The following is a 16,989-nucleotide window of genomic DNA, read 5'->3' as shown; positions in this document are numbered from 1 at the left end:
AGTCAGCGAATAAGAAAAGATTAGGTGATTACATGATTCAAATGAAGGAAGTCTACAAGATCTATCCTAATGGCGTAAAGGCGATCAATGGAATCAATGTCTCTATCCATCCAGGAGAGTTTGTGTATGTTGTTGGGCCAAGTGGTGCTGGTAAATCCACTTTCATCAAAATGATGTATCGTGAAGAGAAGCCAACCAAAGGGCAAATCTTAATTAATAACAAAGATTTAGGATCAATGAAGGAAAAAGAAATTCCTTACGTAAGAAGAGAAATTGGCGTAGTATTCCAAGATTTCAAGCTGCTTCCAACTCTTACTGTGTTTGAGAACGTAGCATTTGCTCTTGAAGTGATTGGTGAACAGCCTCATATCATTAAGAAAAAAGTGCTTGATGTTCTCGATCTGGTTCAGCTAAAGCACAGAGCGCGTCAATTTCCCGACCAGCTGTCCGGCGGTGAACAGCAGCGTGTGTCTATTGCCCGCTCGATTGTCAATAGCCCTGAGGTCGTCATTGCAGATGAGCCGACAGGAAACCTTGATCCAGACACTTCTTGGGAAATCATGAAGACGCTCGAAGAGATTAATAACCGCGGGACAACAGTGGTTATGGCGACACACAACAAAGAAATTGTAAACACCATGAAGAAACGCGTCATTGCAATCGAAGATGGAATGATTGTACGTGACGAAGCAAGAGGGGAGTACGGAATTTATGATTAAAACTCTCTCGCGGCATTTACGTGAGAGCTTCCGTTCACTTGGAAGAAACACGTGGATGACATTTGCATCAATTAGTGCGGTTACTGTCACATTGATTTTAGTTGGGGTTTTCCTTGTGATTATGCTCAACTTGAATAACATGGCATCGAACGCTGAAAAAGAAGTAGAAGTAAAAGTATTAATCGAATTAACGGCGAATCAAAAGCAGCAGGATGAATTAAAAGCAGAAATTGAAAAGATTCCTGAAATCAGTGATGTGAAGTACTCATCTAAGGATGACGAACTGAAAGCACTGATTAAAAGCTTTGGAGAAAATGGACAATCCATGGGGCTTGTTGATCAAGAAAATCCATTAAACGATGCGTTTATTGTGAAAACAACAGATCCTCACGATACACCAAAAGTAGCGAAGAAATTAGAAAAACTAAAGGGTACATATAAAGTAACCTATGGAAAAGAAGAGGTCAGCCGACTCTTTAATGTAGTCGGAGTAGCGCGTAATGTCGGTATTGTGCTCATTATCGGGCTGTTATTTACAGCTATGTTCTTAATCTCCAATACGATCAAAATTACGATTTTTGCTAGACGTAAAGAAATTGAGATTATGAAGCTGGTAGGTGCAACGAACTGGTTTATCCGCTGGCCATTCTTCATTGAAGGATTATTGCTTGGTGTATTTGGTTCCATTATACCAATTGCCCTATTGCTTGGCACGTATCAATATGCAGTAGGCTGGGTCGCACCGAGAGTACAAGGCTCATTTATTTCAATGCTTCCATACAACCCGTTTGTCTATCAAGTATCACTGATCCTGCTAGTGATCGGTGCAATCATTGGTGTATGGGGAAGCTTAACGTCTATCCGTAAATTCTTAAAAGTATAAATATATTTTGATGGCAGCATTCGAGGATTCTATAGAAGATGTGACCGGTTGATCTGATTCATCCGGTCGGCTCTTCATGTCGACAGTTGTCATGGGAGGGGAATATCGTTTTGAAAAGAAAGCTGATGATGGCTGGAATGGCAGCGTTTATTGGAACAACGTGGCTATACATTCCAGGGAACGAGAATCGTGCATTCGCATACGAAGACCTAGATCAAAAACGTCAACAAATCGAAGAGAAAACATCGAAGACTGAATCAAGCTTGAAGAAGAAGAAGTCAGAGCTGGCAAAGCTTGAAAAGAAAGAATCAAAGCTCAAGAAAGAAATTGAACAAATTGACCAAAAGGTGAGTACTGCAACTGAAAAAGTCGCTGAAAAAGAGAAAGAAGTTAAAAAAACGAAGCAAGAGATCAAGAAGCTAAAAAAAGACATTCAAGTCATCAATGAGCGAATTGAAAAAAGAAAAGCCATTTTCAAAGACCGAATTCGTTCAATGCAAAAAAGCGGCGGTACGATCAACTATTTAGATGTGCTGCTAGGTGCTCGCAGCTTTAGTGATTTTGTCGGTCGTGTTGGGGCTGTCACAACGATTGTCGAAGCAGACAAAGACATGATTACAGAACATGAAAATGATTTAAAGCTGGTGGAGCAAAAAGAAGCAGAGCTAAATAATCAGCTAAGCGGACTTGAAACATCTCTGAAAGAGCTAGAAGCACTGAAAAAAGATTTATCTAAGAAGCACAAAGAAAAAGAACACATTTTAGGTGATGTGACAGATAAAAAAAATCATGCACATGATGAACTAGGCAAGCTTGAGAATGAACAAGAAATCCTTGCGAATCAAAAAGCGGCAGTGAAATCTGAGGAAGCACACCGACAAAAGGAAGAAGCGGAGAAAGCCAAACAAGCAGCTGAAAAAAATGCACCTGCACCTCACAGCGGCGGCTCAGATCAAGTATCTGATACACCAGCAAGCAGCTCAGGCTTTATTAAACCAGCTGCAGGGCGTTTCTCATCTGGTTTTGGCGGACGTTCTGGCGGAAACCACTTCGGATTAGATATTGCAGCAAAGGGCACAGTTCCTGTCTATGCAGCAGCATCTGGAACCGTCACAAACTCAAGCTACTCATCGAGCTATGGAAATGTTGTGTTCATTACGCACAATATCAATGGACAGACGTATCAAACTGTATATGCCCATCTGTCTACAAGAAGTGTGTCAACAGGACAGAGAGTCGAACAAGGACAATTCCTTGGCTATATGGGAAATACCGGCCAATCGCATGGTCAGCATCTTCACTTTGAAATTCATAAAGGATTATGGAATGGCGCAAAATCAAATGCAGTCAATCCAGCGCAATATATCCGCTAATCAAAAAGCCGATAACATCATGTTATCGGCTTTTTTGGTCTAGATAGAATTAAAACAGCAGCAGTAATCCGGCAATAATAGGTGTTAACAGAACAGCTGATTTCAATAAGAGCTTCGGTGCAAGGCGTGTAAATTTCGCGCCGATAAATGCGCCTAATACGGTTCCAATTAATATTTGAATCAGCAAGATAAAATCAACATAACCCTCTGAAATATATCCAATTCCACCGCCGATGGAAATCGGAATAATGACAAGCATGGTCGTGCCAACGGCTTGCCGAATCGACAGCTTCAGTAAAATCAAAAGCCCTACTTGAATGAATGGTGCAGACCCGATACCAAACATGCCTGACAGCATCCCTGACACAAGACCTAAAATAATGCCTCTTGTCATCAGCTGACGTGAAGAAAGCGGCTGCTGTTCAGCCTCTTCATTAAGAACAAATAGTTTGATCATCATAAAAACAGCGGATAAAAAAAGCATTCCTGCTGTTAAATAGTGCAGACTCTCTTCTGGAATAAAAGGAGCAACCTTAGCCCCAGCAAAAGAAGCAATACAAGCAAGAGCCCCGACAATCAAACCAGATTTCAGCTGAATGTTCCCTTCCCGGTAGTGGCTGTATGCACCTGATAGTGTCGTAAATGCCATAGCGGCTAATGACGTCCCGAGTGCGGTATGGATAGGGATATCAAAAATTAATGTAAGCAATGCGATGACGAATCCCGCCCCGCCTGCTCCTACAAAACCTAATAAAATTCCTAATAAAAGCATCGTCAAGATAATATACATAGCGAAGACTCCTTCTCAATCATAACAAAATAAAAATTACACCTAATAAAATGATTCGTCAAGCCTTCACGGGAGAATGTCTTTACATGAAATCCCTTCTTCTGGCATATAATAACTCAGGTCATCAGGAAGAGTTGAAGAAGGAGGCCAAATATGAAAAAACAAATCGCATCTATTATGGCAAGTGTCGTTCTCTTAATAAGTGCAGGTGTGATGACGCATAAAGAGGGAACTCATGCGGAGTCAACGCAAGCAGCCGCTGCAATGGCTGGACAAGCTCAATCAAGTGATAAGGCGAAAGAGAATGGGATGGAAAAGATCGAGAAAGCCTATGACCTTATTTCAAATGAATATGTAGAGGAAGTGGATCGGCAAAAGCTGCTTGAAGGCGCGATCCAAGGAATGCTTTCGACGTTAAACGATCCGTATTCAGTATACATGGACAAGCAGACCGCAAAGCAATTTTCTGATTCGCTTGATTCTTCCTTTGAGGGAATTGGGGCAGAAGTGGGGATGGATGAAGGAAAGATCATTATCGTCTCCGCCTTTAAAAAATCCCCTGCGGCAAAAGCAGGTCTAAAGCCAAAAGATGAGGTCATCAGCATTGACGGTGAGCCGATGAAAGAAAAAAGCTTAAACGATGCTGTACTGAAAATAAGAGGAAAAAAAGGAACGTCTGTCGCCTTAACAATCAAACGAAACGGGATTGAAAAAGAGCTGACGTTCCATATCAAACGAGAAGAAATCCCGCTTGAAACAGTGACTTCCTCTGTAAAAGAGGTCAATGGTCATAAAACAGGCTATATTGCGATCTCCAGCTTCTCTGAAGATACGGCGAAGGATTTCACGTCAAGCCTGAAACAGCTCGAGAAAAAGGGCATAGAAGGCCTTGTACTGGATGTGAGAGGAAACCCTGGCGGCTATCTGCAAAGTGTGGAAGATATTTTGAAACATTTTATTACGAAGGATCAGCCCTATATTCAAATCGCAGAACGGAATGGCGACCGGAAACGATATTTTTCAAAACTGAAAGAACAAAAGCCTTACCCAGTCAACGTCTTAATTGATAAAGGCAGTGCTTCCGCTTCGGAAATACTTGCTGGAGCCATGAAAGAAGCTGGAAAGTATGAAGTTGTTGGTGATGTCTCCTTTGGAAAAGGAACTGTGCAGCAGGCGGTTCCGATGGGAGATGGAAGTAATATTAAATTAACGCTGTATAAATGGCTCACGCCAAAAGGCAATTGGATTCACAAAAAAGGCGTCGTACCGACAATTGCGATTCATCAGCCGGATTACTTTACCGCAGGTCCGCTTCAGCTGAAAGAACCGCTTCAGCTTGATATGAACAATGAAGAAGTAAGACAAGCGCAGACGCTGTTAAAGGGATTGTCATTTGACCCTGGCAGAGTAGATGGATACTTTGATGAAGAAACGAAAAAGGCCGTACTTGCCTTCCAAAGCACATACAATCTCGATAAATCAGGTGTCATTGATTTGAAAACAGCGGAAATGATGAACAAAATGGTGGATGAAGTGAAATCTTACGAAAAAAATGACCTTCAATTACAGACTGCACTAAAAGCACTATATCTTAAAAAATAAAGAGGCGAATAATAGCCTCTTTTTTTTGGTTCATAAGTGTCATGAACATGTAATAATTTATGATTAAAAATAAATTATATCGAGAAATATATTCATTTATTTTACAAAAAACATAACATTCCTTCAATTTTACCCGATAACATAAGTATATAAGAGACTTTCTGTTGATTTAAACATGTCATGAAAATGAAACTTTTGAAAGTTGTATGTTACATAAATAATTCTTACAATAAAAAGTAGCACTCATTTTAAATATTTTATTTTTTGCGGATATTCAGCTTGAGCATTAAGCTGTACCGAGGTTTGCGCTTTTCTTAAAAGAACTAGTAAATGGGGGTACACAATTGAAAAGGGCAAGTATTGTGAGAGAGAAAAAATATTACGAGTTGGTAGAGGAACTTAAGAGTCGTACGAAAGATGTGACGTTTTCCGCTACAAAGGCATTAAGTCTGCTCATGCTGTTAAGCAGGTACTTGGTCAATTACACAACGGTAGAATCAGTCGACGAAATCGATGAAGACTGTGCTGAGATATACTTCAATTATTTAATGGATAATCATAAGAGACTTGGTATAAACTTAACCGACATCAAGAGGTCGATGCAGCTGCTCGGCGGCATACTAGATGTAGATGTCAATCACTACTTAAAAGATTTTTCACTGTCGAATGTCACACTTTGGATGAATCAGGAGAAATAAACCTGATGTCAAGCATCGATTTATTTGATAGAATAAGAGAAAATGCTTGACTTGGGCGGTGAACGATAATGAGCTCGGAGTGGATGGGAGCCGGATTAAAAGCGGTCGGTCTGTTTTTAATCCATCCTCTTTTTTATTTCATGATATTAATCAGCCTATTGCATGGCTACATCCGCGTAAAGCGGGAGAGAAAAGCGTTTCAAACAAGAATAGAAGATGTATACGATGAACTTAAATTTACATATTCAAAGGGATGGATTCTAGGGATTTGCCTATCCGTTATTTCAGTAGGCTTAGGGATTGCCCTCCCCCCTGGATTCATCGTGCTGATTGCAGCGATGACCATCGTTTTCTCTTTATTCTTTAAGGCGAGTGCGCTTTCGTCTGCATACACACTCGGTTTCAGTTTTATTGCGGCACTTGGACTGATGCATTTCCAAGTGAGTCATTCTTGGCTGCCGCAGCTCTCAATGATGAATGCATCAGCCGTTGTCATTCTGCTAGGACTTCTATTAATGACCGAGGGAATTCTAGCCTATCGAACGGCGCATTTACGTACATCGCCTGCTATGGTGATGAGTGCGAGAGGACTTTTAATTGGTCAGCAGCGGGCAAACCGTCTGTGGCTTTTACCGCTTGTTTTGCTGATGCCGGCAGGTGAATTCACTTCTTCTCTGCCATGGTGGCCGGTGCTTCAAGTGCATGATCAAAGCTTTTCATTTATTTTGATTCCATATATCATCGGATTCGGTCAGAGAATTCAAGGCTCACTGCCAATTGTTAGTATTCAAATTACAGCGCGGCGTATTCTTATGCTCGGACTCGCTGTCGCCTTATTAGGTGCTGCAAGTATTTGGTTTGAACCGATTGCTTGGGGAGCTGTATTGATTGCGGTGATAGGAAGAGTCTTTCTCTCATGGAAGCAGAGGGTTAATGACAATGCTGCCCCGTTCTACTTCTCTAAGCGTAATCAAGGGCTGATGGTGCTGGGGATTATTCCGAATACACCAGCGGCTGATTTAAAGCTTGAGATCGGAGAAGTCATCACAAAAGTGAATGGAATTGAAGTCAAAACCGTTTCGGAATTTTATGAAGCCCTTCAAACCAATCGTGCTCTAACAAAGCTCGAGATTATTGGCTTAAATGGTCAGACAAGATTTGAGAAACGTGCTTCTTATGAAGGGGAGCATCATCAGCTTGGCATCCTGTTTGTGAAGGATGATCCACAGCAAGAACCAACGGCAATTTCATCTTAAAAAAAGCTGCTAGAGATGGCAGCTTTTTTCTTTTGGGCGCGCTTCTTTCCCGTAGGATTCGCCCCATTCACGCATAGCGAAGATGATAGGCTTTAATGTATTTCCGAGAGAAGTGAGGGAATATTCGACACGAGGGGGGACCTCCTCATAGACTTCTCTATGGACAACGCCGTCTTGTTCAAGCTCACGCAATTGCAGTGTGAGGACACGCTGAGAAATTCTTGGCAGCAGCCGGCGCAATTCATTGTAGCGTTTTGGTCCGCAAGTCAAATGATAAAGGATCACTCCTTTCCATTTCCCTCCGATGACACTTGTCGTCACTGAAACGGGACAGCCATGATTGACAATACTGACTGGGTTGGATGGTGCACTCATCTTAACACGCCTTTCTAAGATAAATTTGGTGATACACGAACAAGATGGTAACTAACGAACAAAAATGTGCGTACTTGAATCACTCGAAGCTTTTCTTATACCATAGAGATATCACATCACACATTCGGGCTGTTGTTTTTTTATCATAACAATTTCTATATGGGAATGGAAAGAAATTGGATTGATGAAACACACACCCTAATTGGTTAATAGAAAGGATGAAGACAATGCGAGACAAAGAGCAATTAAAAAAAGAAATCATTGAGGCGTATGAGTTCCGCCATGCGACAAAAGAGTTTGATCCAACGAAAAAAATACCAGAGGATGATTTTGCATTTATTTTAGAAACAGGAAGACTTTCCCCAAGCTCTGTAGGGTTTGAGCCTTGGAAGTTCCTCGTTGTTCAAAATGAAGCATTTAGAGAAAAATTAAAAGAGTATACATGGGGAGCGCAAAAGCAGCTTCCTACTGCCAGCCATTTTGTGATCATCTTGGCAAGAACAGACGCCCGTTATGATTCAGCATATGCAGAATATATCAACAAGCAAATCAAAGGAATGTCAGACGAAACGTTCGAGATGGTGAAGGGACGCTACCAAGAATTCCAAGAGAATGATCTTCATTTGTTAGAAAATGAACGCACGCTCTTTGATTGGGCTTCAAAACAAACGTATATTGCCCTTGGAAACATGATGACAGCCGCTGCACAAATTGGCATTGATTCATGCCCAGTTGAAGGATTCAGCTACGATGAGATTCATCGCATTCTAGATGAAGAAGGGCTGCTTGAGGATGGTCAGTATGATATTTCTGTCATGGCAGCCTTTGGTTATCGTGTGACTGAGCCGAAGCGCGGCAAAACGCGCCGTCCGATGGATGAAGTCGCTGTTTGGATTCGTTAAAAGAGAATGTCTGAAAAAGGATGTTGACAATTGCGTGGTTAGTCAGTATATTTAAAAAATAAAATCTTTGATGAATATACAAATGGACTATAAACGCTTTGACTTGAGAATAGTAGATGAACATCCGTTTTTTTAAGAGAGCTGCGGGTTGGTGCAACGCAGTAAAACGAATCATTGAACTCGCTCAAAGAGCGGTAAGACTGAATGAAATAGTAAGTCTTTACGTGTGACCTCCGTTAACGGGTTTTAAGTTGGATTTAGCTATGGCTGAATCAATTAGAGTGGTAACGCGGTTGCAAGGTCAGTCGTCTCTTCAAGGAGATGACTGGCCTTTTTATATGCTTTTATCCTATATTTGTCTGAAGATTCAAATTTAAAGGAGCTATAGAAAATGGAAAAGGAACATGTGCAGTTAAAACGAACAATGACGTCAAGGCATATTATGATGCTCGCACTTGGCGGTGCAATTGGTGCTGGTCTGTTTAAAGGAAGCAGCTCTGCTATTGATATCGCAGGTCCTGCTGTCATTTTGGCATATATGATTGGTGGTCTTATTTTATTATTTATTATGCAAGGACTTGCCGAAATGACGGTTGCACGACCTGGCGCAAGAACATTCCGTGATTTAATTGAACCGGTGTTAGGCAAATATCCGGCTTATTTCTTAGACTGGATATACTGGAAAATGTGGGTGCTGAACATTGCAGCAGAAGCAATCGTATCTGCGATCTTTATTCAGTACTGGTTCCCACAAGTGCCGATTTGGATACTTGTGTTAATCATTTCACTTGTTGTGACATTGATCAATGTTTGTTCTGTTAAAATGTTTGCTGAGACAGAGTACTGGTTAGCTTCTATTAAAATTGCTGTTATTCTTTTATTTATTATCATTGGGTTAACCATGTTGTTTGTCTCATTTGGTCAGCATGCAGCACCGGGATTATCCAACTTAACCGACCACGGAGGATTTTTCCCGAATGGAACAGGCGGCTTAATTGCGGCCATGCTTGTTGTAGTGTATTCATATGGCGGGACTGAAATGATCGGGGTCACATTAGCAGAAACAAAAAACCCTGAAAAAGTCATCCCAAAGGCCATTCAAAGTACATTTGTACGAATCATCGGCTTCTATGTACTGCCGTTCTTCATCATCGTCAGCTTGATTCCTTGGAATCAAGTAAACAATGAGCAAGTGAGTCCATTCGTCACCGTGTTTGCAACGATTGGCGTGCCATATGCAAGTGACATCATGAACGGTATCATTTTACTAGCGATCTTGTCTTCTATGAACTCTGGGCTGTACGCATCCTCAAGGGTACTTTATACGCAAGCGATGGATGGGCGTGTATGGAAGGGCTTCTCAAAGCTATCAAAACAGCAGGTGCCTGTTAGAGCGATCCTAGTGTGTACATCTACATTGTATGCCGCTGTATTGATTTCTCTTTTTGTAGGAAGTCAAACCTTTAATTATTTAATGGGATCTTTAAGCTATACGGTCTTATTCATCTGGTTTATTATTGCTGTCGGTCATTTAAAATCTCGGAGTGTAGCAGAACCAGGAGGATATCGCGTGAAGCTGTATCCTTTCACAACATGGTTTTCTGTGATTGCGATCATGGCCATTTTCATCGGCGTTGTGTCAACAACTCCAATTGTCCAAACGATGGTCACAATGGGCATTTATCTGATGATTACTCTTTCTTTCTTCATCAACAGAAAGCGGTTTGAAACAGCCGCTTAATACAAAAAGCGTGCGGGACCTTTAAAGAGGTCTCACACGCTTTTTTAATGCTGTTTGTATTGCTTGAAATGAACAGGGGGTTGAACAGGATGTGGCTTTGACTGAAGCCCGTAACTCTCTCTTACGATGTAAAGTGGTCGATCTTTTGCCTCGTCGTAGATTCGGCCGATGTATTCCCCAATCATTCCTAGCATAAAGAGGATGATGCCGCTAAAGAACAGCTGTATGACAATTAATGAACTCCATCCTGTAATGGTGCTGTTTGTAAAAAGCTTTAAGTAAAGTACAAGAAACATTGAAATGAATCCGATAGCGGAAAGGGCAATTCCTGCTATACTCGCTAGCTTCAAAGGTTTATAGGAAAAGGAAGTGATTCCATCCATCGAGAGCTTGAGCATCTTTTTGAGCGGGTATTTTGTTTCTCCTGCTAGACGTTCATCTCGAACGTACTCTACTGCAATTTGTTTGAAACCTACCCAACTGACTAGGCCGCGAACAAATGGATTTTTTTCTCGTATTTTTCTCATTTCATGGCACACTCTACGATCCATTAACCTGAAGTCACCGGTGTCGATTGGGATATCTACTTCGGTGATTTGACGTAAAACGCGATAGAAAAGGGAAGCGGTTTGCTTTTTGAAAAAAGTTTCGCCTTTTCGTTTGATGCGCACGGCGTATACGACTTCATAGCCTTCTTTCCATTTTGCGATCATCTCTAATATCAATTCAGGCGGATCTTGCAGGTCTGCATCTATCACGATGACCGCTTCTCCCTTTGCATAATCCATCCCAGCTGTAATGGCAATTTGGTGTCCGAAGTTACGTGAAAAATCAATGAGTCTTACATTCGGATCGTTTTGGGAATACCCTTTAATTAGTTCAGCTGTTCGATCCATACTACCGTCATTGACGAAGAGAAGCTCGTATGCTTCTCCTGTCGAATCCATGACTGTTTTCAGTCGCTGATAGGATTCATGGATCACAAGTTCTTCATTATAGACTGGGACTACAATAGAATATCGTATGTTCTTTTCCATCAGTCATCCTTCCTCCCTTTTAATAGATGAATTAATCAACGGATAGTTCATAAAGAGTGCCGCTTTCCATTCCGCCCATTCTTCCATTTGACTGATCATTTTGTTCTGATTGTTGGCTGTCTGTTTGCTGGTTCGTTTTGGATGTAGAGCTGTTCTGCCATTTAGAAGCAGATACTTCTTTGCCATTTTTTTGAATCCAAGTGAGAATGTCAGAGCTGCCGCCTCTCATACCAGAAAGATAGAAGTACTTGATTTTGCCGTCTTTGACGAGCTGTTTGAATTCAATAAGCGTGAGAATGTTATCAGATCCACTAAATCCACCTAATGCCATAACAGCTTTTCCTGTTTTAATAATGTAAGGTGAAGCAGTGGTTGCATCTGTTGTTCCGAATAGGAATTCTTCTCCCGTATTGTTTTTCTCAAGATAGCTGATCAACTTTTCATTGACTTGTGAACTCATGCTGCCACTTGAAGTTGCAAGCTGAGGACCAGCCTCTGGAAGCATACTGTTTCCCCCATAAAGAAGAGGTGTGCTTGCCCAGTATAGTGGTGCAATCAGCATGCCAAGGATGGCGATGAGAGACACGAATTGTTTTAGTTTTTCTTTTCCTTTTATCAAAAGCAGAGAAAGGATTGTTCCAACACCAAGGATACCGACTGCAATGCTTAGTCCAAGACCGATCGTGCTTGTAAAAGTAGATAGGATAAAGATTTCAAATGCTGTTGTGACGAATATCGCAAATGGAAGCAGCCATTTTTTAAACCCAGTTCCTGTTTGGAACAATTGTGTCATAGAAACCCAACCGGCTCCTGCTAATACAGCAATTGGCGGTGCCAGCATGATCAAATAATAATGATGGAAAAATCCTGCTACACTGAAAAATGCAGCTACAGGAATAAGCCATGCTAACCAAAATAGTGTTTCTTTTTGTTTTGTATTGAGACGTCTTCTTTCAAAGGCAGTCGAGAAGAAGATACCAATCGCACCGAAGATTGCAAATGGAAGCAGCCAGCTGATTTGATCGGACAGTTCAGATTGGAACAGACGTAACGGTCCCTTGGTTCCTGTACCAAACATGCCGGAGCCATTTCCCATTTTTCCGCCCATGCCATTTGGCGGTCCATCACCATTACCGCCTGAAGGCATATCAGGTGGTGTTGTGCCGTTTGCATTGCTTGGTGGTCCTTGCATTGAAGGCTGTTTCTGACTGGATGATTGGTTTGAATTGTCTGAGTTGTTTTGATTTCCATGAGATGGCGGCTGAGGCATGGTGGATGAATCATTGTCATTTTGCTGATCACCTTGCTGTGAAGGCGGCTGTCCCTTACCCTGATTTGTGCCGCCTCCCCCGCCAGACTGTTGACCAGTCAACCGCTGAAGACCGTTGTAACCAAAGGCTAATTCTAGTGCTGAGTTCGATTGACTTGATCCCATATAAGGACGATTGTCTTTGGAAGTGAGATCAACCGCTATAGACCAAGAAGCAGATACACCTAAAAGAACAATCATTGAAATCATTAATGATAACAACTTTTTCTTCCATGTCGTTCGGTAGGCAATGATGTAAAAAAGAATGAGTGCTGGTACGATCATATAGGCTTGTAGCATTTTTGTATTAAAGCCGACGCCAATCATTGCAAATGAAGCAATCGCCCAAAGAACCTTTTGCTGTTTTACAGCCTTGAACATCATTCCTGTTGCTAGTAAAAGTATAAAGACAAGTAAGCTGTCAATATTATTTGTGCGGGATACAGCCACCGCAATAGGTGTACACGCCATGATAAGTGCCGCTAATCTTGCCGCTGCTTGACCAAAAGTTGGTTTGACAAGACGATAGATTAGATAAACAGATCCAATGCCTGCTAAAGCTTGAGGCAAGATGACGCTCCATCCATGCAGACCAAAAATTTTGGCACTGATCGTTTGCAGCCAGAAGGTGAGCGGGGGTTTATCCACCGTGACATACCCTGCTGGATCAAATGAAGCAAAGAAGAAATGATGCCAGCTTTGCATCATACTAGTGACAGCCGCAGTATAATACGCATTCACCGTATCATCTTCCCAAATGTTATAAATGTTTAAGATGGCAGATAAGATCAATATGAAAAATAAATAAATATCAAATTTCTGAAAACGTCTGATCAAAAGCATGTCACTCCTTTTTCTTCACTTGAAAAAAGTGTAACAAGCAAATATGAATAAAATGTTAATAAAAAAAGACCATTTTTTTATCTTTTAGAAATAAAAACAGCTCTTGATGAAAAGAGCTGTTCAAGTTGTAGAAAATCCTATGGATACTGAATTTATTGATAAAGTAGTAATTCCAAATGATATTTTAAAATACGTGAGTAGCTATAGAGTAGGTGAGCTTTCATTGAATGGAGCATTGGGAAGTTGAATGATGGCTGTCGTACCAAAGCCAGGTTCAGATTGAATGTCGAATGTTCCATGATGTTTTTTAATGATTTGATAGACAATGGCTAGTCCAAGGCCAGATCCGCCATCCTTTCTTGTTCGTGCTTTATTTACACGATAAAATCGCTCGGAAACATGTGGGAGATCTTCTTTTGGAATACCGCTGCCTTCGTCAGTCACTTTCAATTCAGCAACACCTTGGTGAACTTGTAATTCAATCGATATTGATTTTCCAGATGGCGTGTAATGAATGGCATTATCGAGTAAATTACGGATTACTTGTTGGAGACGGTCACTATCACCATAAACAATACAATCCTCTTCAAGCGTTCGTTTGAAAGTAATGCTTTTTTTGTCAGCGATGAATGCCATTTGATCAAGAACATCGTGGATGAGCTGTGCAAAGACGATTGGCTCCATCGTAAGTGGATAAGAGTCACCTTCTAACTGTGCAAGATCTAAAAGGTCGTGCACAAGCCGGCTTAAACGTGTGGCCTCATCTTGGATGATTTGCATTCCCTTTTTTTGATCAATGATCCCTTCTTCAATTCCTTCTGCATAGCCTTTCATATAACTTAAAGGCGTTCTAAGTTCGTGAGAGACATTCGCAAGAAATTCCCTGCGGTGCTGTTCAACTTTTTCGAGGGTTGAAGACAGTTTATTAAAGGAGCGGCTAAGCTGGTTTAACTCATCTCCTTTTTTGGTTACGGCCATTCGTTTTGAGAAGTCACCAGATTCCATTTCCATTGCAATTTCTTTCATTTTATTAATTGTCTGCACTACTTTATTGGAGCTCTTATATCCGATCACGAATATCAGGAGCAGAATCATTAAGATGGATATGCCAAGCGTCAATCTAATTTGGACAAAGGGTTCATATACATCTGATAAGGGCATGGAGAGGAAAATAGTTCCCGATAGATCATCATTGCTTGAGAAAACAGGGATGGCGATGCCAAGAATATCTTGGTGAAACTTTGGGTGTTCTCTAATTAACACGACGGTTTCACCTTGAAGGAGCTTTTGGCGTTCCTTGAACGTAATGAGATTATCATTTGTGTCCGTATCAAAAGGAAGTCCACTTGAAAGCTCCATTGGATCATCTGTAAAAATAATGCTTGCCTGACTTGAGTCATTTGCCCATTTCATTCTGTCGGTAAAATACTTGTCTTTCCCGTGTGTGTGATAGATTTCTGCCAGCTTCTTACCTTGCAAACTTAAGGAATTGATCTGTTTATCAATATATAAATGCTGGTATAAGTAAAAGGTAAGGGCAAGCGCTGAGGCTGCAACGATTCCGATCACTGCAAGAATTAAGAAGAGTACTTTCTTTTTAATCGATAATGGCTTCATTCTTCCTCCTCAAACTTATAGCCGACACCCCAAACGGTTTTAATATATCGTTCTGCTTCCTTTAATTTTAGTCGCAGCGTTTTGATATGTGTATCGACAGTTCTTAAAGAGCCGCTCGTTGAATGTGATTCCCACAATTTTTGATAAAGGTGTTCTCGTGAAAACACTTGTCCTTGGTTGAGCAAAAGAAACATGAGTAAATCAAATTCTCTTCTTGTTAAATTAATGGGCTGTTGATGGAGGTAAACTTGTCTGCCATCTTGATCAATCTCCATGTCACCAATCTGTATTCGGCTGCGCTTTAGCGAAAGACCTCTAATTCGTCTCAGAGTGGTTTCGATTCTTGCTGCAAGCTCACGCAGACTGAAAGGCTTCATGATGTAGTCATCCGCTCCAATTTCAAGTCCTCTAATTCGGTCCTGTTCATAACTCCTCGCTGTTAAAAATAAAATCGGTATTTGAGATGTTTGTCGAATACGCTGACAGACTTCAAATCCATCCATGTCAGGCATCATGATATCTAATACAACAAGATCAACAGATTCCTTTTCAAGCTGATGCAAGGCATCTTTTCCATTATTCGCAGTGATAATGTGAAAGCCATGTCTCTTTAAAAAAGACCCGATTAACTCAAGCATATCAAGCTCATCATCTACGATTAAAATACGCATTTGTTCCTTCATTTCTTTTCCTCCAACACGATAGCATAAGGTCCTGATGGGACATTCAGTTGATTTTTCATGATAAGTGAGTGTTTATCGATGATGGATACTGAGTTGTCATCCAAGTTACTCACATAAATTGATGTCGTATCAGCGGTGATATAATTCGGATTTTGACCAGTTTCAACAGAAGCAAGCTGTTTATTTGTTTTGGTATCTACTTTGTATAGCGTATGATCTCCATGACATAGTACATATAAAGTAGAAGAATTTTTCTCTGGAAAAAATGCAACAGGCATAACGCCTAGCTTTATTTCTCGCTGTTTTTTTCCAGTTTTAGGGTCATAAGCAAAAATACTCTTATTTAAGGTGCCTTGTTTACCGTGGCCGCCGATCCAAATGGACTGTCCATCAAAATGAATCCCAGAAGGCCGTTCAAGTACAGAAAAAGTACGTATATTTTTTTCCTTTTCAATATCTATGACGGAGACAGTATGACTTTCTGCATTTAAAACAAATAAAATACCTGATGAAGAAAGAGTCATAGAAGAAGGTAATTTTCCAGTTTTCACAGTCGATTTTATTTTTTTGCGCTCCGTATCAATAAAATAAACGACATTTTTCTGTGAGTTAGCAGCGATTAATGTATGAGAAGCTGCATCATATGTAAGGGAAGTCAGTCCTTTATCCACATTCATATAATCTGTTGCTGTACCGTGTTTTAGATTAATTTCGATAAGGGATTCTCCCTCTTTACTTGTAGCGATGATGACGTCTTTATTGATTTGAATAAGATCAGTGAGTGGGTGTTTTAAATCCACAGAAGAGAGCATTTTATTTTTTTGTATATCAACTATTGAAAAGGAGGCTTTTTTTAATTGAGAGATGACAGCGATGGATTGAGAGCTGCCTGGCGGCGTAAATTGCTGTTCTTTTCCACAGCCTGTCAGGAATAAAAGTAGAGCTGATAAACAGATCAAAACATATTTCACACGTTCCATTCTTCCGCTCCTTTGCGTTCTCTATTTTCAAAATCATACCACAAAAATTGTGAAAAAAAATTGAAGTTATCCATGCTGAAAGAATGAAAAAAAGCTTTTAGGTAAGTGAGGGAGACCATTTGTACCTGAAGTTCCTTTTTTGTCTGGACATATGCCATTTTTTCTTCTTTAAAAGATGATT

General features: G+C 40.7%; 15 protein-coding genes and 1 other annotated feature. Of the genes, 8 read left to right on the top strand and 7 right to left on the bottom strand.

The genetic code is table 11. The features are described from left to right. The first annotated feature begins 32 nt into the window (after positions 1-32). From ftsE to NSQ76_RS17395, 3 genes are all read left to right on the top strand, one after another. Entirely contained in the window at positions 33-719 is a 687-nt protein-coding gene (gene ftsE, locus NSQ76_RS17405; RefSeq protein ID WP_024423601.1) for a cell division ATP-binding protein FtsE, read from the top strand. After that, the gene (gene ftsX / locus NSQ76_RS17400) at positions 712-1,602 is read left to right on the top strand and encodes a permease-like cell division protein FtsX (RefSeq protein ID WP_024423600.1); all 891 of its coding nucleotides are present in this window, start codon (positions 712-714) and stop codon (positions 1,600-1,602) included. Before ftsE ends, ftsX begins: the two co-directional genes overlap by 8 nt. A gap of 110 nt (positions 1,603-1,712) precedes the next feature. Continuing rightward, on the top strand, positions 1,713-2,975 hold the full coding sequence (locus tag NSQ76_RS17395) for a murein hydrolase activator EnvC family protein (RefSeq protein WP_034623763.1): 1,263 nt from the start codon (positions 1,713-1,715) through the stop codon (positions 2,973-2,975). A 49-nt stretch (positions 2,976-3,024) separates the two neighbouring features. Here the strand turns inward: NSQ76_RS17395 and NSQ76_RS17390 are convergent, their stop codons facing one another. Continuing rightward, the gene (locus NSQ76_RS17390) at positions 3,025-3,765 is read right to left on the bottom strand and encodes a sulfite exporter TauE/SafE family protein (RefSeq protein WP_024423598.1); all 741 of its coding nucleotides are present in this window, start codon (positions 3,763-3,765) and stop codon (positions 3,025-3,027) included. A 153-nt stretch (positions 3,766-3,918) separates the two neighbouring features. Here NSQ76_RS17390 and ctpB point away from each other — a divergent pair, with 153 nt between their 5' ends. From ctpB to NSQ76_RS17375, 3 genes are all read left to right on the top strand, one after another. Further along, on the top strand, positions 3,919-5,367 hold the full coding sequence (ctpB, locus tag NSQ76_RS17385; RefSeq protein WP_034623765.1) for a carboxy-terminal processing protease CtpB: 1,449 nt from the start codon (positions 3,919-3,921) through the stop codon (positions 5,365-5,367). A gap of 344 nt (positions 5,368-5,711) precedes the next feature. Then, on the top strand, positions 5,712-6,065 hold the full coding sequence (locus tag NSQ76_RS17380) for a swarming motility protein SwrAA (protein WP_007500014.1): 354 nt from the start codon (positions 5,712-5,714) through the stop codon (positions 6,063-6,065). Positions 6,066-6,133: 68 nt separating this feature from the next. Continuing rightward, positions 6,134-7,321 carry a PDZ domain-containing protein gene (locus NSQ76_RS17375; RefSeq protein WP_034623768.1) on the top strand — a complete coding sequence of 396 codons (1,188 nt, stop codon included), beginning with the start codon at positions 6,134-6,136 and terminating at the stop codon, positions 7,319-7,321. 9 nt (positions 7,322-7,330) lie between these two features. On the opposite strand, the gene NSQ76_RS17370 is transcribed toward NSQ76_RS17375, so the two are convergent. Beyond that, on the bottom strand, positions 7,331-7,696 hold the full coding sequence (locus NSQ76_RS17370) for a winged helix-turn-helix transcriptional regulator (protein ID WP_024423595.1): 366 nt from the start codon (positions 7,694-7,696) through the stop codon (positions 7,331-7,333). A gap of 227 nt (positions 7,697-7,923) precedes the next feature. On the opposite strand from NSQ76_RS17370, the gene NSQ76_RS17365 reads away from it, so the two are divergent. Next, positions 7,924-8,598: an NAD(P)H-dependent oxidoreductase gene (locus NSQ76_RS17365; RefSeq protein ID WP_024423594.1), complete on the top strand. Its 675-nt coding sequence runs from the start codon at positions 7,924-7,926 to the stop codon at positions 8,596-8,598. Between the two features lie 89 nt (positions 8,599-8,687). Then, positions 8,688-8,914 (top strand) — a binding site (T-box leader). Positions 8,915-8,989: 75 nt separating this feature from the next. Further along, entirely contained in the window at positions 8,990-10,339 is a 1,350-nt protein-coding gene (locus NSQ76_RS17360) for an amino acid permease (protein WP_024426239.1), read from the top strand. A gap of 44 nt (positions 10,340-10,383) precedes the next feature. Here the strand turns inward: NSQ76_RS17360 and NSQ76_RS17355 are convergent, their stop codons facing one another. The 5 genes from NSQ76_RS17355 to NSQ76_RS17335 form a co-directional block, all read right to left on the bottom strand. After that, positions 10,384-11,376 (bottom strand): glycosyltransferase family 2 protein, encoded by a 993-nt coding sequence (locus NSQ76_RS17355; protein ID WP_034623770.1) that lies wholly within the window; start codon positions 11,374-11,376, stop codon positions 10,384-10,386. Positions 11,377-11,407: 31 nt separating this feature from the next. Then, on the bottom strand, positions 11,408-13,522 hold the full coding sequence (locus tag NSQ76_RS17350; RefSeq protein WP_034623772.1) for an ArnT family glycosyltransferase: 2,115 nt from the start codon (positions 13,520-13,522) through the stop codon (positions 11,408-11,410). Between the two features lie 207 nt (positions 13,523-13,729). Then, on the bottom strand, positions 13,730-15,145 hold the full coding sequence (locus tag NSQ76_RS17345) for a HAMP domain-containing sensor histidine kinase (RefSeq protein ID WP_034623773.1): 1,416 nt from the start codon (positions 15,143-15,145) through the stop codon (positions 13,730-13,732). After that, positions 15,142-15,828: a response regulator transcription factor gene (locus tag NSQ76_RS17340; protein WP_034623775.1), complete on the bottom strand. Its 687-nt coding sequence runs from the start codon at positions 15,826-15,828 to the stop codon at positions 15,142-15,144. Before NSQ76_RS17340 ends, NSQ76_RS17345 begins: the two co-directional genes overlap by 4 nt. Beyond that, positions 15,825-16,808: a hypothetical protein gene (locus NSQ76_RS17335; RefSeq protein WP_024426234.1), complete on the bottom strand. Its 984-nt coding sequence runs from the start codon at positions 16,806-16,808 to the stop codon at positions 15,825-15,827. The genes NSQ76_RS17340 and NSQ76_RS17335 overlap by 4 nt, the downstream gene beginning before the upstream one ends. Between the last annotated feature and the right edge of the window lie 181 nt (positions 16,809-16,989).

The organism is Bacillus sp. FSL M8-0256 (genome assembly GCF_038005765.1).
GTDB classification, from domain to species: Bacteria; Bacillota; Bacilli; order Bacillales; family Bacillaceae; genus Bacillus; species Bacillus safensis.
This window is presented reverse-complemented; position numbering and strand designations above follow the sequence as displayed.